Genomic DNA, 21,621 nt, shown 5'->3' with positions numbered 1-21,621 from the left:
TATACAAATTTCCGTGGATACAAAGATTCACAGAGTACCTGCTGAAGGTTTTGCTGCCATCCTTATTCTGAAGTGTAAGGTGGCAAGTGTACAAATGCAGCAATAAAACGATCTCGTTACCAGCTCTTCAAACACTCAAAAGGGGGGGCATATGCCGGAATGTCAAGAGCCAAATCTACATGTAGAGGGGGCAGATTGTGCCGGAATCAGGCAGCCGGGCTGGGGTCACAATGGGGGCGGAATCTACAATACATCGATTTGCACTCATCCTTTATGGTGATTGTCAGATGATTTTTGCTATTATAACTTTGCACGATTGTTCGGTTAAAACAAGTCAAAAAAGGGGTTAAAAAGGGCAGCCCCTAAAAGCCGCCCCATTGGTTAAATTTGAGTTACCACCTAAGGGCCTGCAATAAGAAAAAAAAGTGTATGCTTTTGAATTCCTATCGGGTTTCTCTATAAATAGTCTGTAATGGTGAGGCTGCGGGAGAAGTAAATAAGCTGTTTCCCGAAATACCGTAGGGGTTACCCCCCTCAATATAATCGTTGCTGGCCGGCGCCAGTCCGAATCAACATCCTATTGTCATTACCTGAATGAATGAATCCTGTCCTTAATGGCCTAACCCCTTTTTTATTCATTAAAAACTGTCTCACATGAGAAAGTCAGCCTTGTTGTTATTTGTTTTTTTCTTTATCGTAACGGAACAAAAAAGCTATGCACAGGTATTTTCATTATTAAAAGATATTAACGAGGTTAAACCAGAAAGTTACTTATTAGGCTCGGAGCCCAGAGATATGCTCGAAATAAATGGCATCGCTTATTTTGCGGCATCTACAAAAACAACAGGGTATGAGCTTTGGAAAACGGATGGCACAACAGCCGGCACCGTGTTGGTAAAGGATATTTTCCAGGGGCCTTCCTCGAGCGAGCCCAGGTTTTTCACCAATAGGAATGGGGTATTGTTTTTCCAGGCGAGCGACGGTATACACGGAATGGAATTGTGGAAGAGCGATGGTACGGCTGCCGGCACTGTGATGGTAAAGGATATCTTTCCGGGGTCAAATGACGCCGGAACTGGCTGGATGACGAATGTAAATGGTACTATCTTTTTCACTTCATCGAATGGAACGAACGGTTATGAATTATGGAAGAGTGATGGCACGGCGGCTGGAACCGTGATGGTAAAAGATATCTATCCGGGAGCGACGAACAGTACGCCTCATGATTTAACAAATGTTAATGGAACGCTGTATTTCAGCGCTAGTAGTACAGGTTATGGGGCTGAGCTTTGGAAAAGCGACGGCACCGCTGCCGGCACTGTAATAGTAAGAGACAATGCGCATGATCCCGGAAGTAATCCATCCAGTCTGACCAATATAAATGACATAGTATATTTCATATCAAATGATTTTTTATACGGCAAATCTTTATGGAAAACGGACGGCACATATTTTGGAACGATGATGATACGTGATTTCGGTTATGCCGAAACCATAGATCTCGTGAACGTAAATGGTACGTTGTTCTTTGCAGGGAGCGATGCGACAAATGGAAAAGAGCTTTGGAAAAGTGATGGCACTGAGGCAGGAACGGTTTTAGTGAAAGACATTCGCCCCGGCCCCGACTATAGTTATTTAGGTGCGCTAACCGTAGTCAATAATATATTGTATTTCTACGCAGACAATGGTGTGAACGGTCTTGAACTTTGGCGAAGTGATGGGACCAGTGCGGGGACCCAATTGGTAAAGGATATTGTCGTGGGCATCGTTGGTAGTTTTCCCAGAAATCTTATCAACATAAATGGCACACTGTATTTTAGTGCAACCACCGCAGCAGGCTGGGAGCTTTGGAAAAGCGACGGAACTGCTACAGGCACAGTGATGGTTAAAGACTGTTATCCGGGCAGTGGCAATGGTGTCTCTGTGGGAAATGAAAACCTCGGATCTTTAAATAACCTGTTATTGTTTGCCGGCGACAATGGCGTCAATGGTCCCGAGCTCTGGAAGAGTAACGGCACGGATGCAGGTACAGTAATGGTAAAAGACATCAGTCCAATTGCCAGCGGGAACGGGCTCGTATCTTCAGTAAGTATGCATAATTTGAACGGCATCATTTATTTTGTTGGCAACGATGGTATACATGGCGCGGAGTTGTGGAAAACTGATGGTTCAGCGGCAGGCACCACGATGGTGAAGGATATCAACCCCGGATCAAGTGGGAGCACCCTTCAGTCGATTGTCATTTTGAACGGCTTTCTGTATTTCAATGCAAGCGACGGTGTGAATGGACAGGAAATATGGAAAAGCGATGGCACGGCAGCCGGTACAGTAATGATAAAAGATGTATGCCCTGGTTCACAAAGCTCATCTCCCGCCTATATAACAGCTATGGGCAGTTCCATCTATTTCAGCGCCTCCAATGGTATTGCTTCCAGTGGTATAGAGTTGTGGAAGAGCGACGGCACTGCTGCCGGCACTACGATGGTAAAGGAAATTAATCCTGGCGCCAATAACGGATCACCGATAGGTCTGATCGTCGTGAATAATACTTTGTATTTTTCCGCCGATGACGCAAACGGAACAGAGCTATGGAAAAGCAATGGCACCACCGCTGGAACGGTGATGGTAAAAGATATTTATCCCGGGGGAAGCAGTTTTCCCACGAATTTTGCCAACGTCAATAACCGGCTTTATTTTAACGCAACTACCGCCACTGCAGGCAAGGAACTTTGGGCGAGCGACGGCACAGCGGCAGGCACCAGCATGCAAGTAGATCTATGCCCGGGTACCTGCTCAGGCGATCCCCGTTATATAACCGAACTGGTAGGTTTTCCCTTCTATGTAGGTTATCATCCCTCTCAGGGATTTGAATTCCGTACGATCGTTTCTTATAACAATGGCATCATTGAAGATATTAATCCCGGGACAGCCAGCAGTAATCCTGAAGACTTTCTCAAGATCAACAATACCATCTATTTTACGGCCGATAATGGCACCAATGGGCGGGCGCTATGGAAGCATGATGCCGTCACGGGCATTTCGATGGTGAAAAATGTTTCGCCGGATGGTAATGGCGGGCCGAACAGTTTATATGGTATACAGGGACGCCTCTTCTTTGCTGGTATTACCGGAACGGCAGGTCCGGAACCCTGGCGCAGCGACGGTACGGTGGCGGGAACAGGGATGATACAGGATGTGGTAGCCAATGGGGGAAGCAATCCGGTTTCTTTTGCCGAGGCAAATGGGAAGCTATTCGCGGTCATGTCTGATGAAACCCATGGAAGGGAATTGTGGGTCGCCAACCTTGCCGTTGCCCTGCCATTGACCTTGTTGGAATTTAGCGGCCGCCTCGTACAGGATGATGCCTTGCTTCATTGGAAGACTACCGGCGAGCAGAATACGCAATCATTCGAGGTCGAACGAAGCCCCGACGGTAGAAACTATTCGCCAGTTGGAAGCGTAGCGGCAGCAAACAGTTCCGGCATTCATTCCTATACGTATACAGATCGCCAGGTTAATTTGACCGGCGTGTCGAAACTATACTATCGCCTAAAGCAAATAGATGTCGATGGCCGTTTTACCTATTCGAAAATTGTGCCGCTATCATTAACAAACAGCCAGCCTGTGGTATTGCTTTACCCGAATCCTGTTGTTGATGAACTCAACCTCACGATTTCCCTGAATAGACCGGAAAAGCTGCAGGCACGGGTTTTCGACAATGTTGGAAAAACGCTCATTCAACAGCAATGGAATCCTGGCGCCGGCGCTACGTCTCTATCGCTTGATATGAGTAAGCTGGCGAAAGGTGTTTATTTCCTGGAGCTAAAGGGTGAAACGATCAACGAAGTGAAGAAGGTAGTAAAATAGGTGCTTTCCCCGGTTTTGATTTCACTTGTCAGTTTCCCTGAATTTACTTTATTTATTTTCAAGTAATTTATTGAGTTTATTTTTTGCCTCCTCATAGCCCGGGTTTAGGGAAAGTGATTTCCTATACATTACAATAGCGGCATCTTTTTGGTTATTTTTTACAAGGGCATCTGCATAACTATCATACACATTGAAGCTGGCGGGAAATAGTAAGCTATTTAATCGAAATGTTTCCACAGCTTTCTGAATGTATCCATCCATGAGAAACTGGTAGCCAAGCGTATTAAATTCCTTTTCACTTACAGTATAATGTATGGTATCAGTTCTTAGTTCAAGCAGTGAATTGATCGCAGTCTCCGACCCATTTTCCATTAAAGATAGCCCATATACCCTGGCAATTGACTTCTTAGGCAATAGGTTGATTACAGGCATTTCGTTTAACATTCTAAGCGCCATGTGTCCCATAAAAAAGATACCAGTCCAGTTTGTGTTGTCAAAAAGAATAATAGTTTGCTTTTTGCTGACATTCCGTAGAAAAAGGGTCATAATACCAGGATAACTGCCGCCATGTGAAACCACTTTCCCCATTGAACTATCTGCATAAATTTCCCAACCCAGGCCATAATATGCTTTGCCAAGGCGGCTACTGAGGCTTGCATTATAGTCTTTCTCCTTATTGAGCGTTACAGGAGTAAAAGCTTCCTTCAGGGATGTGTTAGAGAGCAGCTTCCCGGTATAAAGTGCGTTGTCATATTTCAACAAATCAGGCAATGTACTTACAATCATGCCCTGCCCCTGTAATCCGGAAAAATTATCCAGAATATAATGAATCATTGGAGAGGCGACAGAGTCAACAGGCATGTATGTTGATTGATACAACTTCCCCGGCATATAACACTTAACTGACATTGTATCCTCTCTATTAATTTTTTCTGTTTCGATATAAGTATTTATCATACCTGCCGGAAGAAAAATATGTTGCTGTAAATAGGAAGCAAAAGACTGTTGGCCGATTTTCTCAACCAGTAAGGCCAGCAATTCATAATTCGTGTTGCAATAATTCCAGTCATCTCCCGGTTGGAATTTCAATGGCTTATTGTAAAGCTTTAAGCAGGGGATAACATCGGCATTTGTAAATATCCTCCCCGGTTCTTTATTTAAAGGTTCAAAAAAGATTTCCAGGTCGGCTAAACCGGAAGTATGCGATAATAAATTTCGTATGGTAACCGCAGGATATGGGAAGTCGGGAAAATATTTAATAAAGAACTCATCTAATTGCAGTTCTCCCTTTTCCCTTAATTGTAAAATTGCAGTAGCAGTAAACGTTTTTGTAACCGATGCTATATTAAATGACGAGTTTTGCTTGTTCCGTTTTGTTTTTTCAAAATCAGCAAACCCAAATGAACGCTGATAGATGAGTTTTCCTTTCTCAGCAATCAAAACATTCCCATTTATGTTTTCATCGTTACCAGTAGCTAAAAAAAAACTATCGATCCTTGCCGTAATGTTTTGTGCCACTACCTGTATGCTGCAGAAAGCAAGAACACAGAAGGTTATTGTACAATTAATTACCCGTGTTTTGTAATTCATGATTTTTACAGTTTTATATCTTCTCTGGTTATAAAAGCTCCTTTACCCGTCATTTGTACTGGCCCGAAATAAAAACCATAGTCAGGTTTTACAGGGTACTTTTTTCTGAATTCCTGATGAGTCTTTTCTGTTTGTTTGACCCCGTTTATGATGAACTCCTTATCCGTAAGCCCAAACCATTCAATGCTGTCTTTTCCGGGAACAATACGCTGGCTAATAATATCGCTGATGATATTTTTCGCTATTTTCTTTTGCTCCTCCAGTTCATCAGGTGAAATTTTAGCATCTTTCCTTGCGGCATTTTGCCGGGTAACCGACGGGCGGTTTACTGGCTGGCTTGTATCGGGAGATACTTTTGCCAGTGTGGTGTCAGTTACCAGTACGCTAAGTTTTTCGCCCTTATAAAGCCTTAAAGAATGGGCATGCCGGGTCACTTCAACAATCCCGGTATAAACCTGGATCTCCGTTTTACCTGAATCGCTCTGAATAGTAAACGATGTTCCTACAACAGTCACAAGAATATCTTCTACTTTAATGCGGAACGGTTTATGCGTATCGTGAGTCACAGAAAAAAAACAGGTTCCTTCGAGTTCAACATTTCTCTGGCTGTCTGCAAAAATGGAAGGATAAAACAGCTTTGAATGGTTATCCAGCAATACCTGGGAGCCATCGGGTAAAGTATCGGCATGTATCCCGTCACCATGAATTTCTCTCATAACAATAGGCGGCGGCTGATGACGGTTTATTGTATATAAACCTACAGCCAACCCCACAATCAATATCAGGATGGCTGCCGCCCTAGCCCACCTGCCAAGTCGATAAACCGAACGAGCAGGTATTGCTCTCGTCCGGGGGTTTTGCGTGCTTTGCCAAAATCCCTCCCAGGCTGCCTGTTCAATTTCGGGTGTTATTTGTTGTGGCTGCCGGCAATTTTCTATTATCATAATAAGCCCCTCCATATAGTGACGGTTTTTTTCATTAGCAGTTATCCATTTTTCAATCCTACTGGACTCAATGCTTGTCGTCTCGTTCACTACATACTTTGCAAGTAATGAATCCGGAATACCTTTCTGATAATATTTTTTTAAACCTGCCATAATAAATAAATGATCAGTGGAAGAAATTCAGCAAGTGCTATACGTAACCGCTTCAACGCTTTTCCCATCTGATTTTCGATTGTCTTAAGCGATAAGCTCATTTGCGAAGCAATTTCATGGTATTTTAATCCCTCGAAACGATTTAACTGAAATATGGTACGACATTGTTCCGGTAATTCATTCAGAGCCTTTTGTAATCTTATTTCTAAATCAGTTGTTTCAATTTTTTCCGAAGCCCCCTGTGCCAGTTTATTGGCATCCTGTTTCAGAATATATGAGAGGTAGGCTTCTTTGTTTTTTTTCTTTTTGAGTTGAAGCATACATTCATTATAAACAGATTTGTATAAATAAGCCTTCATTGACGTGTGAATATTCAGACTTACCCTTTTCTCCCAAATTTTATAAAAAACTTGTTGTATAACTTCTCTGGCAGACTCAGAGTTTTTTAAAATGTATAAAGCATACGCATGAAGGTTCTTAAAATAAGTTTTAAAAACTTTTTCAAATGCATCAGCATCTCCTTTCTTCAATAAATCAATAAGCTCCTGTTCAATCAGTTCCACATCCTGCTTTTAATAGTGTTATTTAGTATATGATCATCAAAGTTCGGTTTACCCCTATCCATTAAAAAAATAGATTCCTTTTAAAATCTGAGTTTATTACATAATCCTCTCTGCTGGATTCGAACTTATATAAATCTTAAAGCCGGGCATGTTCTTTTACCGAAGGCTTGATATTCTGATTCACCAGGAAAAAGTTATGCGGATCATATTTGTTCTTGATCTCCACCAGCCGTTCGTAATTATCCCCGTACGCAGCTTTTATCCGTTCGTCACCCTCTTCCATCATGAAGTTGACGTAAGCGCCTCCGGCGGAATAAGGATGCAGATCCTCCCAATAATCTCTGGCCCATTTAGTGATTAAATCTTTGTTGGCCGGGTCCGGATCAACGCCTACAATCACTTCGGACCAATTGGCTTCACGGTAATTCCATGCCGTATCTTTTTTACCCACCTTCGCTGCCGCCCTATTTATGGGAAACAAATGCATGGTAGATCGCCAGGTGGGCAGTTCCTTTGCGTATTTGTAATGAAGTTCAATTGCTTTATTACTCAGTTCGTTTACAAAATCGCCCTTCCAGTACCATTGCATTCCCTTAGGATACAAGGCGTCGAACATACTTTGCAAGGCAGGAAAAGGCTTAGGTCCTACCCAATCCAATAGGGGTTTTTTAAAACTGCGTATGGGTTGAAAAGCCTTTTCGGCTTTTTCTAGAGGCCCTGTATAACACCATATGACGCCGCACATTTTTTTCATTTGCAATTCTTCCGGGAAAGGAGCCACAGGGGGCACGGTAAGCGTAGCAAAAAAGCCATACATTTCTTCTGGAGCATCAACAATGTATTCACGGTACCACTTCATCATTTCAACGGTATCCTCAATATCCCAAAACATAGGCCCGGCATATACGGTATGCACCGGGTGCAGCTTAAATACGAAGGAAACCACCACTCCGAAATTACCGCCGCCACCGCGTAGTGCCCAAAAGAGGTCTTTATTTTCTTTTGCGGAAGCCTTTACATAACGGCCGTCGGCCAATACAACGTGGACTTCCAAAAGATTATCAATGGTGAGGCCATATTGACGGGTTAAATACCCCGAACCGCCACCCAAAGTAATACCGGCTATGCCCGTAGTTCCGATGATGCCGGTAGGCACGGCCATGCCCACAGCGTGTGTAGCGTGATCTACTTCTTTTATCAGGCAGCCGCCCTGAACCAAGACCGTTTTTTCTACAACGTCAATATGAATGCCTTTCATGAGCGAGAGGTCAATGACCAGCGCATCATCCCAAATACCCAACCCACCTGCGTTGTGGCCGCCACCGCGAATGGCTACGCATAAATTATTTTCCCTGCCGAAGTTCACACAGGCAATGACGTCTGCCACGTCCGCACAACGGGCAATCATACGGGGCCGTTTGTCAATCATTCCGTTGTATACCTTGCGTACCTCGTCGTATTCTTTGTCCTGTGGCTGAACGAGTGAGCCTCTCAAGGCAGTACTGAATTCCTGAATAGCTGTCTCGTTTTGCATAGTATATGTTTTAGAAGTGAATAGGCTGCCATAAAATTAAATCCATCCTTATTTTAAGGCATGTTTATTAAGCTCAATTAGCTGTCAAAAAAGTTCAATTTCAGGAAATCGGGGAGACTTCGTTTTGCTTCCGGTATTTTAGCGGCGAAAGACCAAACCGTTTTTTAAAAAGATGACTAAAGTGAGTACTGTTTTCAAAACCACTTTCAAAAGAAATATCGGTTATCGGTTTACCTGTGCTGACAAGAAGTTTGTAGGCATGATTCAGTTTTTGCTCCTGCAGCCAGTGACCGGGTGTGGTTTTATGCACAGAAATAAAATGCCGCTTGAAGGATGATAAACTAAGGTTCAGCATTTTGGCATAATCGGGAAGGGAAAGATTATAAAGACAGTTGGCTTCCATCACCTGCTGAAACGGATCGTGTTGCGGCGAAAGAAGATGCAGCAGGTAATTTTTCAGATCAATGTTTTCAGGATTGTCAAGAACGTTCAGCAGCAGTTCCCGGAATTTTAATTCCAGTAAATCTTCTGATGGTTTTGTTTCCGAATAGAAATAAGGGATGAGCGAATCAAAATAAGCGGTCATGATGTTGTTCACACGCAGCGGAATCAGCAATTCATTCTTCGGCTTCGTCAAAGGAGAAGCTGATTTTAATAAAGTATTCTCTCGCATAAAGGACTGCAGGTAGGAATCGGGAATAAAGAAGGTCATGATGCAGAGTGGCTCATCAAAAAACTTCTCAATGACGCAGGCACCTTTCTTTACAAAAAAAGCCTCGCCGGCTTTCATCAGCCATGAGTGGCCGGGAGTGTGATATGCTTTTTTGCCGCTTAGTATATACTGGATATAATTATTCTGTGACCACATGTCCTGTATATTCACTTCCATTGGGCATTTATAATGAACAAACAGGAGGTCCCTGCAGGCAAGCTGGCTAAAAATTTCCGGCCGGGATTTTACCCTTTCGTAATAATTAAACAAGCCACAAATTTTGTTGGTTAAATATACCATTTTCCCCGCAGAAGAATGATGGGAAATCAATCCACTACTCAGCAGAATGCTAAAAATTTATTTTCAATAAAAAACTGTAACGCTTTAACATATAGATGATTACATGGCTAAATGTTAGAAGTTCCTTAAAGTTGTAGAAAATCCGTAGAATGTCCAAATCGGATAGTGGCTCAGTTTCATAATCAGGGTTTTTCCCACCAAGACCTGCGCAAAGCTTAATTACCGGCCGGTGCTGCAGGTTTGGTAAGGATATCATCATTGCTTACCCCTTTCTTTTTCGATACATTTTCAGTGAGCTTGCCAAAGTTCCAGGTAAGCGCCAGCACGCCTCCGCGCCTGATCTGACGGGTGATATTGGTATTGTAGAAGTTCTTGTCTTTGGTGATGTTCTTGAAATCATGCGTTTTTTCGGTATAGTTCACCGCTCGTAAAGAAATGTTGATCTTGTTCTTAAATACTTTGTAATTGAGCGCCACATTGTGCCAGGTGTTGAAAGGATAAGTGGTTTGAATGGTCCGGGGCTCCTGCCATAAACCAAGGTAACTGCTCACCGTGAATTTATCCGTGAACCGGTAACTCGTATTCAGGTTGAAATTACAGCCAAAACCACTGTTGGACTGTGAAGCATCGGAGTTATTTTTCACCGTGCTGTAACGGAGTGAACCATTCACAAAAAGGTTCCATTTGAGAGTGATCTTTGTGCTGAAATTGAGGTTCAGGCTAGACTGAAATTCCTTCCCGATGTTGAGGCTGGTGGTTTTGGTAATCCCTGTTTGCGGATCAAAAGAGGAATACTGCAGGATCTTGTTGTCGCTATAGCTTCCTTCAATATTGATCCCCGCAAAGGTGTTCCCCTTGCCATACCGCAATTGTGCAGAAAGGGCATGAGCCGTTTGCGGACCTAAATCCGGATTGCCATAGGAAATATTCAGGGAGTCGTTGTTGTACACAAACGGATTGAGGTCCCAGATATAAGGCCGTTGCAGCCTTTTTGTATAGGTAAACACCAGGGTGGTTACCTGGCTGATGCGGTTGGTGAACTGAATGTTGGGCAGTAAAGTAAAATAATCATTTTTGACCTGTGTTTTCGAGGAGATAAAGTCGCCCTGTACGTTCGTATATTCAACACGGGCACCAAAGCGGAAATTTATCTTCTTTAACCGCAGGCTATACATGCTGTAAAGGCTGATCACATCCTGGGCATATTTAAAATAATCTGTATTGGAAGTATTCGTTTTGTAATCGTCCGTTGCACCATATTTGATAAGACTTTGGAAGTCGGAGCTGGCGCGGCGCAAAATGGCTTTTACGCCCCCTTCCAACTTGCCGTTCTTCTTTACCGGAATGCTGTTATCGGCCTGGATAGTGTATTGATTGTTGGTAGCATAGCTGTTGTTGATTAGGTAGCGGTCTGTGCCGGGGTTATCCTGGAAACTGTTCAATTCCGCATCACTTTTGCCAAACTCGCCTAAAAACCGCAGGCTGAATTCCCGCTCTTTATTTCTTTTAAATTTCTTTATGTAATCGCTTCCAACGTTTATACCCGGGTTTTTCGCTTTGTTATTGAGGCTGTAATAACTGGTGGTTGATGGAGTTCCTGAAAACTCAGTCGTGATCGTTTGATCACTCTCTGTTTTGTTGGACCAACTGTCAATATTCGTATATAAACTAATGGTGTTGAGGCTGTCTAGTTCCCAGCTTAATTCTGCATTACCAAAACTCCACCTCGAGCTGGTGTATTGATCGCCGTCCAGTGTTCTTTTGGTATAGATGGTTTGCGTGGAAGGGATCGTTGTATTGGTATTGTGTTGCAATACAGGATCTGAAAAACCGGAATTCAGGAAAACGCTGAGACCGATGCGGCCCAATTTGGCATTCCCGTTCACGGAGAAATTATTCAGCTTATCACTGGTCCTTGAAAAAGAAGAAAGCGTACCATTATAACCGGCCACTTTTTTCTTCGTGATGATGTTGATCAACCCTCCTATCCCTTCGCCGTCGTATTTGGCGGAAGGTGTCGTTATCACCTCAATCTTTGAGATCATGGCCCCGGGAAATCCCCTTAATGCCTCTTTGACGTTCCTGGCGAACATGGAGGTTTCCCTGCCGTTGAGCAATACCTTGAAGTTGGATTTCCCGTTCACCCTTATATTATCCTCACCATCTACCGTGATAAATGGTGTCTTCCGCAGGATGTCTATGGCCGTTTCTGTTTTGTTGGTGGGGTCATCTTCCACATTAAAAACAATTTTATCGTCCGACTGCTCCACCATTGGTCTTTGTGCATTGACCACCACTTCTTTCAGCATGCCTGTTGCCCTTGATAACTGTACAGGTCCTATCTGCATATCCCCCGCCTGTGGCGCGACCGTAATAGCCAATTGTTTTGGCGCAAAGCCGGTATGCGTGAAGGTCAGTATATAATTTCCCGTGTCCGGTTTATTGAATTGAAAGCTGCCGTTGTCCTTTGATAAAGTTGTTTGTAAGGGGGGCTGGTTGGGTTTTTTAAAGAGGCGCACTGTTACCAGGGCAAGGGGCTTGCTGCTGTCAGCAACCGTTCCCGATAGCTTCATGGTAGTTTGGGAAAACATATATCCGGGCAGCACAAACAGGACTGCCGTCAAAATAGCAGGTAGTAAAGACTTTTTCATGGCTTTCGCTTGGCTGAGGGTGATAGCAAATTGGCAACATAAGAATAACGAATTTCTTCGTAGGGAAAAGAATTATGTGATGAAAGGCTGATTGGGCGTGATATATGACCGTTTTACTGTAAGATTTTTCCTTTCCGGCACCAAAATTTCCCGATCGCGATACCGTTAGTTCCTGTGCTTCAACACTTTTGCAGCCAAATACAGCTATACAACCATGTTAACAATGACAAGACTGCTTATAGTGCTCGGGATATGCATACTTACGGGCACTGTGATGGCGCAAAATCCCAAAGGAAACAACGGAACGATCAAAGGAACAATCACTACCAGCGATGGCAAACCTGCCGCTTATGTTAGTGTTCATATAGAACGCTCCTCCTTGTCGGGTATAAGTGATGAAAAAGGTGAATATGTGATCGTGAATGTAAAACCAGGCAACTGGAAGCTCACCACTTTTGCTGTTTCCATTGCTGCAGCGGAAAAAGAAGTGACGGTTACAGCAGGTCAGACGACTGTAGCCGATTTTGTGCTGAAAGAGAATGCCACCCAACTGGAAGAGGTGGTGGTATCTTCCAAAAACTTAAACAGGGAAAACCGGGGCGTGGCCAAAATGCCCCTGAAAAACCTGGAGAACCCCCAGGTATACAATACAGTTTCTTCAGAAATACTCAAGCAACAAGCCATTACCAGTTATGACGATGCCATGCGCAATGTGCCCGGCATTACGCGGACCTGGGAATCTACCGGCAGGACCGGCGACGGGGCTTCTTATTTCGCATTAAGGGGTTTTGATGCCCAGCCTCTCCTATACAATGGATTACCCGGCATTGTGAGCGGCAATTTAGACATGGCCAATGTAGAAGAGATCGAAGTGATCAAAGGCCCTTCCAGCACGCTGTTTGGCGGCGGCTTCTATAGCTATGGCGGCTATATCAATACGATCACCAAAAGACCTTACTTTAAAACCGGTGGTGAGATCGCCTATAATTTTGGGAGCTTTGGCCTCAACAGAGTCACTGCCGATATTAATACGCCTTTGAGCAAAACGGAAAGGATCGCCATGCGCATCAACGCCTCTTATCATTCAGAAAACAGTTTCCAGGATGCCGGTTTCAGGAAGGCTTTTTTCCTGGCTCCTTCCCTGGTGTATGAAGTGAATGACAAGCTTTCCTTTCATTTCATGGCAGAGATCCTGGAAGAAGAAAGGGCCGTACCACCTGTGTTTTTCAATTCTGACAGGTCCTCTCCCCTCGACTTTAAGTCGATTGATGAGCTGAAGCTCAATAACAGCCTCTCCTTTACCAGCAATGATATCACGATCAAAAATCCCCGGTATACTTTCCAGGGACAGATCGTATACAAGTTATCTCCGCAATGGACTTCACAAACTGTTGTTGCCAGGGGTACCGTAAAGGGCGACGGATACTATACGTATATATGGGATGATGTTGCCGGTGATAACTGGTTCAGCCAGTATTTCCACAAGGAGCAGCAAACAACGAATACGACCAGCATTCAGCAGAACTTTAACGGCGATTTCAGGATCGGCGGTTTAAGGAACCGGCTGCTGGTGGGACTGGATTATTTTAACCGGAATGTGATTGACAATGGCTCGGGATGGGGATGGGCCAGGAATGTAACGCCCCAGGGCGATGTGAACTATGTAGACCCATTCTCCGGCGATACGATGGCCCCGGTGTATATGACGAAAAACTCTGTTGACAATATGATGGCCGGCACTGGTGTGAGCAACAGCAATGTAACCAATAGTTCTTTTGGCGCCTATGTTTCGGATGTGTTGAATATTACGCCCGGATTGATGGCGATGTTTAGCTTAAGGGCCGACTATTTTGATTCAAAAGGTGAGAAAAGTACGCCTGATGATAACTATGATCAATGGGCATTGTCGCCCAAGTTTGGCGTCGTGTACCAGCCCATTGTGGATAAGGTATCCCTGTTTGCCAATTACATGAATGCGTTTATTAATGTGGCGCCCCGCCAGGTATCGGACCCTGATGGCAGCAATACCCGTTTTAAATCATTCAAGCCAGAGCATGCGGATCAGCTCGAATATGGTGTTAAGGCGAATTTATTGCAGAATAAACTAAGCGCTACCCTTTCTATTTATGATATTAAGGTGACTGACCGGGTATCGGGCGACCCCAATAATTTTTACAATTACCTGCAAAAGGGTAAAGTAAGAAGCAAGGGTTTTGAGGTGGATGTAAAAGCATATCCCCTTGCCGGCCTGAGCCTGATTGCCGGGTATAGCTATAATGATATTAAAATAGTGAAAGGAGATAAAGACGACTTTTATGCTGAGCCAGGCAGAAATCCCGGAGGCCAGGGCCCCGGCAACCTGGTTAATCTTTGGGCCAACTACAAATTTGCCAAAGGAGCGCTGAAAGACTTCGCTATTGGTTTTGGCGGCAATTATGGCAGCGAGTACAAGGTGATTGACAATACCGCGACCGGTGATTTTTACCTCCCGGCCTATACATTGCTGAACGCCGCTGTATCTTATAATGCATCACGTTTCAGGATCGCCTGCAATGTAAATAACCTCAATAATGAGGAATACTATATCGGGTATTGGTCTGTGAATCCCCAAAAGAAAAGGAATTTTGTGGTGAGCTTTGCTTATAAGTTTTAAGCAGGCACCCACAAACAGACCACCACTAACCCAGTTTGGAGTATGATGACGGGGCCTCTCCGGAGGCCCTTTTCTATGGTAAATAAGTTGACTAACCGCTATTTATATATATGCGGGGAACGTGTACCCGGGGCCGTTGCCGGTATGTGGATAATTTTTTTTGTGCATGATAATTTTATTGTATTATTTTTAGTACAGATTCATTGTTACAGCCTAAAACTAACATTCATGCACCTTATTCGATTGAAGTCACCGCAACTACAATGGGTTGCCCCGCCCATCTCCACCAGAAATATTGAGAACAATCACTCTCCCGGGCTTTTTGGTTAACACGACCACTTAAACATTGCTTCATTAAGGAAACCTGCTCTGCTGCTTAATTCTACAGCTTCCCTGCTACAGAAAGCTTCCCCGTATACCTGCGCATAGTTTACGCCGGCCAGCCATTCCCTGCCTTTCAGGGAGTAAGCTGCCTGGTGTCCTGTACATTAATCCGCTCCTGGTGACGACTGATTGCGTTTCAGGTGGCATTGCCATGCAATGCTTTAACCCCCAAACAAACCCGTCTTATGTTTAGTACTATCAGGCCAGCCAGCCTCCGGTCAAAGAACCTTTATACTACAGCCATCCTGTTATGTATCTTATTTCTGTCCGGCCAGGCCTGGTCGCAAACCTCCTATCAGATTGAACTGAAGGTGGTGGCCTATGGCAACAACTATTGGGATGGCAACAGTAATGGCGCCCGTTACCGGCTGTTCCGGGAAAGTTATTATGGCAGCGATCAGTGGTATAACCTACTGTATTCCTGCCTTACTTCCAATGCCAACTCGGTAGTATATCCGAACTATACCTTGTATACATTTTTAGTTGACGTTAACGCTCCCCGCCAGTTCAGGATCAGGCTGGGCACTCACCATGAACGCAAAGACGGAAGCGACAACTGTACCTCACAGGGCACCAGCGACGTTTCCTTCAAGCATCCCGACCTGTGGGATATGGAACAGGTCTTTACTTTCGACTTCACCAATATTCAGCCAGGCGTATTCACTGCTTTGCCGAGAATGAACAATTATAATGGTCCTACCTCCTGGGTTGACCTCCAGGTACGTTATTCCATTCTGCGCCCGGATATGCCGGTATTAAAGAATGCCGATCAGCTTGGGTTAAACATTTGTCCCAACCAGCTATTAACGTTAAAGACGAAGAACAACAACTTCAACCAGGCCGGCATCAAATACAAATGGGAATACCTTGTTTCAAATGAATTCTGGACGGAGCCCAACCCCGAGTATTGCGGCCCACCCGACCCCATGATGGGCTGCGGCCGCTGGATAGAAACTTATGGTTATGACCAATGGGGCAACTGGGGATTAATATGGGTATGGGAGTCTTCCAACTGTTGTAACCTCCCACCTGTTATTATCCATGGCACCTGGCATCCGCTTACCAATACGCTGCCGTATAATTCGCCCTATGCAGATTCCATTGTATTCAATCCAATGGCCGACGTTTTCCAGAACGTACATGACGGCACTACAAAAACCGTTTACTTCCGGGTAAAAGCCTACAATGAGGTAGAATCGTATTGGTCGGATGTTATGTCAATAAGCGTTGCGGGGCCGCCGCCTTCCCTGCCGGAAGTCCCTTTATCCCTGCCCTCCTGTCCCGGCAGCGCTACGGGTTCCATCTCCCTGGCCAACATAGCTGGCGTTGGAGCTTATTCCTATATACTTAATGCGGGTTTTGACAACGTTTCCACGTACTGCGATCCTGCCAATCAAAACTGTATTGGCTTTAGCGTCAGATCGGGCAACTTCAGCGGCACTTCGCTCAACCTGACCAACCTGCCTGCCGGTGAGTACACCCTCATAGTGGCTAACCCGGGCGGGGGTTATGGCGCCTGTTATGCTTACCAGAACATAAAAATTGACTCTTTCCCGCCGGTTAAACTGGGGGTAGATGCCTATAGCCGAACGGTATCCTGCTTTGGTGCACAGGACGGCTATGTAAACCTTTCCAGTACGGGAGGTAACCGGTCATCCCTCACTTATTCAATAACCAATACCCTTACCTCCGCTACTTCGATCAACTATACCGGTCAGTTCACTTCACTGGCTCCCGGCAACTACCAGGTAAAAGTGACAGATTTCTGTAACCAGTCATCTGCAGAACTAATTGTGATCGGCGAGCCCACCAGGGTAGATGCTACACCAATCGTGAGCCAGCCTACCTGTGTATCGCCCATCAATGGAAAACTGTCCGTAACAGCCCGTCGCGGAGGAGGTGTATATAATTATTTACTTACCAGTTATGGCGTCACCATAGCATCGCACAATGACACCCGCGATACGGTATGGGAAGTACCACAACTGATAGCCGGTAATTATGTATTAAGTATCCTTGATGCGGAACGTACAGGCTGTGCAGGTTACCAATACAGTTTCGATATTAATAATGTGACGCCGCTTGCCCTATCACTGGTAAGTAATACGCCCATTACATGCTATGGAGCCGGTAATGGCCAGTTGCAGTTTACAGCCACAGGAGGCCAGTCGGCTTACCGTTTTTACCTTGTTAACAGCACCTCGCTGGAAACATTCTTTTCAGCTTCGGGAAGTTTCGTGAATATACCAGCCGGGACGTATACGGCGTATGTAAAGAATGCCGACCTCAATTGTACCGATAGTATGATCTGGTCCACACCGGTTACGGTAACACAACCCAATGATGTACAATATACCTTCACTATACAACATGCCATTTGTAAAGGCAATAACAATGGTGCGATCACTTTAAATGCCATCACAGGCGGTACCGGCAGCTTCAGTTATACCTGGCAGCAGAAACTGAATGATTCCTGGTTCGATTATACGGCCAATGGCCAGGGCAGTGGCGCTTCCCTTACCAACCTGCATGCCGGCACATTCAGGTTGAAGACAGTAGATGCGCAACAATGTAATAGCTACTCAGGAGAATTGGTTGTGCGGGAACCTGATTATGACCTCATCCTTTCCAATGTAATGGTCACCGACATTAAATGCCTGAATGGCGCCGGCAGTATTGTACCAGTAGCAGCGGGCGGCTATGGCGCTTATACCTATATCTTTACACCTTCCGGCGGATCGCCCACGCCCTACAACCCGCAGACTTATGCCTTTGGCCCGGGTACTTATACGGTGAAGGTGAGGGATTCACTCGGCTGTGAGCTGGTACATCCTGATCCGGTTACCATTACCAGTCCGCCATCGGCCCTGTCTTTCACCATTACCCTCCTGAATTATAATGGCTATCATGTTTCCTGCTATGGCAATTTAAATGGCAGGATCACGGTGAATGCAACAGGAGGCAATGGCGGTAATTACGCAGGTTATGAATATGCGCTCAGTCCCAACGGTCCCTGGCAAACCAGCAATGTATTTGACAGTCTGGGGGCCGGCGCCAAAACTGTTTACGTAAAAGATGGCCGGGGATGTGTTGTATCCCAAAATGTAACACTTACCCAGCCGGCATCGGTCATCACAGCCAATACTACGTACACCAATGCGATCTGCTCTACTGACAGCAGCGGTAATATTACCATTACAGCATCAGGTGGTGTCCCGCCTTACCAGTATAAGGTAGTAAGGACCGGTACTACCGGTGGCTGGTGGGAAAATTACCAGAGCAGTCCTGTATTCAATAATCTGCCCTGGGGACAATACACCGTTACCGTAAAAGATGCCAACGGTTGTACACGCGTTACCACCAGGCTGCTTACTTACAAGAGTACAGGCCCTGTATTGGCTGTTACCAAACAGGATATCACCTGTTTCAATGCCAATACCGGGTCTATTGCGGTAACTGTTACTTCGGGTATCAATAAAGTAACACCGTACACCTACACCTGGACCGGCGTAAGCGCCAGTACTTCTGCTGTGTCTTCGCTCATGGCAGGCGTGTATAGGGTGCGGGTAGCTGATTCACTGGGCTGCCGTAAAGACTCCGTCATATTATTGACGCAACCCTATAAAATACAGACCAACGTGTCGGCCAGACCGATCTGCATCGGCTCATCTGACGGCCGGATCACATTTGCCGTCAGCGGAGGTGTGTCGCCGTATACTTATTCTATTAACAATGGCACCAGTTATCAGCCTTCCGTTGAGTTCAGCAACCTTACTGCGGGCAATTACCTCGTCAAGGTAAAAGACGCTAATAATTGTACCGATACAATGACCGTACCGGTGGTTACCAGGAATATGAGTAATACCTATGTCAACTTCCTCGTATCGAGCAAGCAAAATGCCTTTGATACGGTGGTGGCAAAAGAAGTATGCAGTCCCAGACCCGACTCCGTGAAGTGGGAATTTGCCCCGGGAACAGTTGTGGTAGATGATAACCAGTTCTCGCCACGCATCAGGTTTAACAGCGCCGGCTCTTTTGCCATTAAGATGACGCCATATTTTGGCGGGTGCGACCTCCCGATGACAAAGAATGTGCAGATCAAGCCATTCGATTCTACCATTGTGTACAACAATCCCAATATAGTGGGGATTGATACCGTGCTGGTAATGCCCAATCCCAATACAGGACAGTTCTCGCTGCAGGTTAAACTATTCCGCCAGCAACGACTGGATGTGTATGTGAGAACAATTACCGGAACGCTGCTGTATTACCGGCACTGGAATTCCGTAAAAGAGGTTATGGAAACGATCAACCTGAACAACAACGGCACCTTGCCGGCCGGCACCTATTTCCTGAAGATATTGACTGATAATGACGCAAGGGATCTTTTAATTATTAAACAATAACGAACTCCTTTATCCCGGATATCATAACCAGTCAATGAACAAGCATTTTGCCATAATACTGATCAGCTTTTGTTGCGCCGTTACCGGCACGGCACAGGACCTGGATGCCGTGGAAAGTAAAGTGCGGGCTTTCAGTTTTAAAAAAGGCATTAAGCTGAACGGTTCATTCAGCCTCAATACCATCAGCTATACTGCCAATGGCGTTGCCAACAGGCGCGACCCGTTCAACTGGTATGCCAACAGCAATATCAACATCAACTTGTTTGGACTGGATGTTCCTTTCAGCTTTTCTTATACGAATGCCAGGCTGGGATATACGCAGCCTTTCAACCGCATACGCTTTTCGCCCAAGTATAAATGGATCAAAACACATGTAGGCACCAGCAATATGACCTTTTCCAGTTATACCCTTGCCGGCCATCAGTTCAAAGGCTTTGGCCTGGAGCTTACACCCAAGAAATGGCGGCTGATGGGAATGTATGGAACTTTAAAGGAAGCGATCCCCTATACCGATGCCCGGACCGCATCTACCAATACGACGGCTTCCTTTAAACGCACCGGCTTTGGAGTGAAGGCCGGCTATGAGTCGAACGGGCAGGCCATTGACGTTATCTTTTTCAAAGCTAAAGATGATCCTAACTCGATCCCTTTTATTCCATCCGGTGGCAACATTACACCCAAGGAAAATGTGGTCATAGGCCTGAGTGGTAAAAAGAAGATCGGCAAACGTATGTTTATGGATGTGGAGTATGCTATTTCGGGCCTCACCGGCGATCTCCGCAGCGACACCGCCAAAAAGATATCCAAGAACTACAGCCTGCTGGCCCGGTATATCAAAACACGCAATACCACCCGCTTTTTTGACGCGGCCAATGTGGGCATTGGCTACACCGGCAATAATTATGCTATCCAGCTTAAATATGAAAGGGTGGCGCCTGAATACCAGACACTGGGCGCTTATTATTTTAACAGTGACCTGGAAAATTATACCATCATGCCCAGCGTGCGCCTGCTGAGGGGTAAAGTGAATTTTTCCGGGAATATAGGGGTGCAGCGCGATAACCTGGATAAACAGAAAACATCTACCACCAAACGTTTTGTAGGCAATATGAATGTGAATGTGATCCCCAATGAAAAATGGAACATCGCAGGCACTTATTCCAATTTCTCCACCTACACCAACGTGCGGCCACAGGCAGATCCTTTTTACCAGAATACGTTTGACACCCTCAATTTTTACCAGGTAAACCAGACTTTTAATGGAATGGCCGGCTATAATTTTGGTAATCGCCGCTATCGCCATGGGCTTATGTTCAATGCCTCCTACCAGCGGGCCAATGATGAGAGCACAGAAACCGGGAAACAAAATTTATCGGATTTCTATTCAGGTAACCTCAGTTGGACATTGTCCATTACGGAGAAGAATATCAATCTTTCTACCGGTTTCAGCTACAATAAAAATACCGCAGCAGGCACCAATACCGTATTCATGGGTCCCACATTTAGCCTCAATAATGAATTGTTCAAAAAGATGATCAGGAACACGGTGGCATTTGCTTATAATAAATCCATGAACAATGGCATCGTGAATAATGATGTATTGAACCTGCGGTGGGGACTTCAATTTTCCCCCGTGAAAAAAGGAGACCCGGCCAAGAAAACAACACCGGCTGCCAGGCAATCTTTGGCAACGGCTGGCCTCACGCCGCCGGCCGGTAAGCCCGTTAAAGAAAAGATGAAACTGATTACAGGCCATAGCGCCTCCTTCAGTTTGAATTATACAACCCGTTTTAAGAACAGTTTACTGAAAAAGAGCGTTCGTGAAATGACTGTCAATGTAGGCTATGTGTTCAATTTCAGGTAA

At 45.1% G+C, this 21,621-nt stretch carries 10 protein-coding genes; 4 read left to right on the top strand and 6 right to left on the bottom strand.

Going from position 1 to position 21,621, the window contains the following annotated elements; genetic code table 11:
* Positions 1 to 654 precede the first annotated feature (654 nt).
* On the top strand, positions 655 to 3,867 hold the full coding sequence (locus HB364_RS26390) for an ELWxxDGT repeat protein (RefSeq protein ID WP_167291419.1): 3,213 nt from the start codon (positions 655 to 657) through the stop codon (positions 3,865 to 3,867).
* Between the two features lie 48 nt (positions 3,868 to 3,915).
* On the opposite strand, the gene HB364_RS26385 is transcribed toward HB364_RS26390, so the two are convergent.
* The 6 genes from HB364_RS26385 to HB364_RS26360 all read right to left on the bottom strand — a co-directional run bounded on the left by HB364_RS26385 (position 3,916) and on the right by HB364_RS26360 (position 12,314).
* On the bottom strand, positions 3,916 to 5,457 hold the full coding sequence (locus tag HB364_RS26385) for a serine hydrolase domain-containing protein (protein WP_167291418.1): 1,542 nt from the start codon (positions 5,455 to 5,457) through the stop codon (positions 3,916 to 3,918).
* A gap of 5 nt (positions 5,458 to 5,462) precedes the next feature.
* Positions 5,463 to 6,554: a FecR family protein gene (locus HB364_RS26380; protein WP_167291417.1), complete on the bottom strand. Its 1,092-nt coding sequence runs from the start codon at positions 6,552 to 6,554 to the stop codon at positions 5,463 to 5,465.
* Positions 6,542 to 7,117, bottom strand: coding sequence for an RNA polymerase sigma-70 factor (locus HB364_RS26375; protein ID WP_167291416.1), 576 nt, complete (start codon positions 7,115 to 7,117; stop codon positions 6,542 to 6,544). The genes HB364_RS26380 and HB364_RS26375 overlap by 13 nt, the downstream gene beginning before the upstream one ends.
* A gap of 136 nt (positions 7,118 to 7,253) precedes the next feature.
* Positions 7,254 to 8,651, bottom strand: coding sequence for an FAD-binding oxidoreductase (locus HB364_RS26370; RefSeq protein WP_167291415.1), 1,398 nt, complete (start codon positions 8,649 to 8,651; stop codon positions 7,254 to 7,256).
* A 100-nt stretch (positions 8,652 to 8,751) separates the two neighbouring features.
* Complete coding sequence (locus HB364_RS26365; protein WP_167291414.1) at positions 8,752 to 9,540, bottom strand: helix-turn-helix domain-containing protein; 789 nt, start codon at positions 9,538 to 9,540, stop codon at positions 8,752 to 8,754.
* A 338-nt stretch (positions 9,541 to 9,878) separates the two neighbouring features.
* Entirely contained in the window at positions 9,879 to 12,314 is a 2,436-nt protein-coding gene (locus HB364_RS26360; protein WP_167291413.1) for an outer membrane beta-barrel family protein, read from the bottom strand.
* 223 nt (positions 12,315 to 12,537) lie between these two features.
* Between HB364_RS26360 and HB364_RS26355 the strand changes: the two genes are divergently transcribed.
* The 3 genes from HB364_RS26355 to HB364_RS26345 all read left to right on the top strand — a co-directional run bounded on the left by HB364_RS26355 (position 12,538) and on the right by HB364_RS26345 (position 21,621).
* Positions 12,538 to 14,967 carry a TonB-dependent receptor gene (locus tag HB364_RS26355; protein WP_167291412.1) on the top strand — a complete coding sequence of 810 codons (2,430 nt, stop codon included), beginning with the start codon at positions 12,538 to 12,540 and terminating at the stop codon, positions 14,965 to 14,967.
* Positions 14,968 to 15,536: 569 nt separating this feature from the next.
* Positions 15,537 to 19,757 (top strand): hypothetical protein, encoded by a 4,221-nt coding sequence (locus HB364_RS26350; RefSeq protein ID WP_167291411.1) that lies wholly within the window; start codon positions 15,537 to 15,539, stop codon positions 19,755 to 19,757.
* 34 nt (positions 19,758 to 19,791) lie between these two features.
* Positions 19,792 to 21,621, top strand: a complete 1,830-nt coding sequence (locus tag HB364_RS26345) for a hypothetical protein (protein WP_167291410.1) — start codon at positions 19,792 to 19,794, stop codon at positions 21,619 to 21,621.

The sequence above is a fragment of the Paraflavitalea devenefica genome, assembly GCF_011759375.1.
Taxonomy (GTDB): Bacteria; Bacteroidota; Bacteroidia; order Chitinophagales; family Chitinophagaceae; genus Paraflavitalea; species Paraflavitalea devenefica.
Note: the sequence above shows the minus strand (reverse complement) of the source record. Positions and strands in the feature narration are given on the sequence as shown.

Coding starts and splice junctions, on each gene's coding strand:
- HB364_RS26350 (WP_167291411.1), top strand. CDS start 15,537: ATGTTTAGTACTATCAGGCCAGCCAGCCTCCGGTCAAAGAACCTTTAT.
- HB364_RS26380 (WP_167291417.1), bottom strand. CDS start 6,554: ATGGCAGGTTTAAAAAAATATTATCAGAAAGGTATTCCGGATTCATTA.
- HB364_RS26390 (WP_167291419.1), top strand. CDS start 655: ATGAGAAAGTCAGCCTTGTTGTTATTTGTTTTTTTCTTTATCGTAACG.
- HB364_RS26370 (WP_167291415.1), bottom strand. CDS start 8,651: ATGCAAAACGAGACAGCTATTCAGGAATTCAGTACTGCCTTGAGAGGC.
- HB364_RS26345 (WP_167291410.1), top strand. CDS start 19,792: ATGAACAAGCATTTTGCCATAATACTGATCAGCTTTTGTTGCGCCGTT.
- HB364_RS26360 (WP_167291413.1), bottom strand. CDS start 12,314: ATGAAAAAGTCTTTACTACCTGCTATTTTGACGGCAGTCCTGTTTGTG.
- HB364_RS26385 (WP_167291418.1), bottom strand. CDS start 5,457: ATGAATTACAAAACACGGGTAATTAATTGTACAATAACCTTCTGTGTT.
- HB364_RS26365 (WP_167291414.1), bottom strand. CDS start 9,540: ATGGAAGTGAATATACAGGACATGTGGTCACAGAATAATTATATCCAG.
- HB364_RS26355 (WP_167291412.1), top strand. CDS start 12,538: ATGACAAGACTGCTTATAGTGCTCGGGATATGCATACTTACGGGCACT.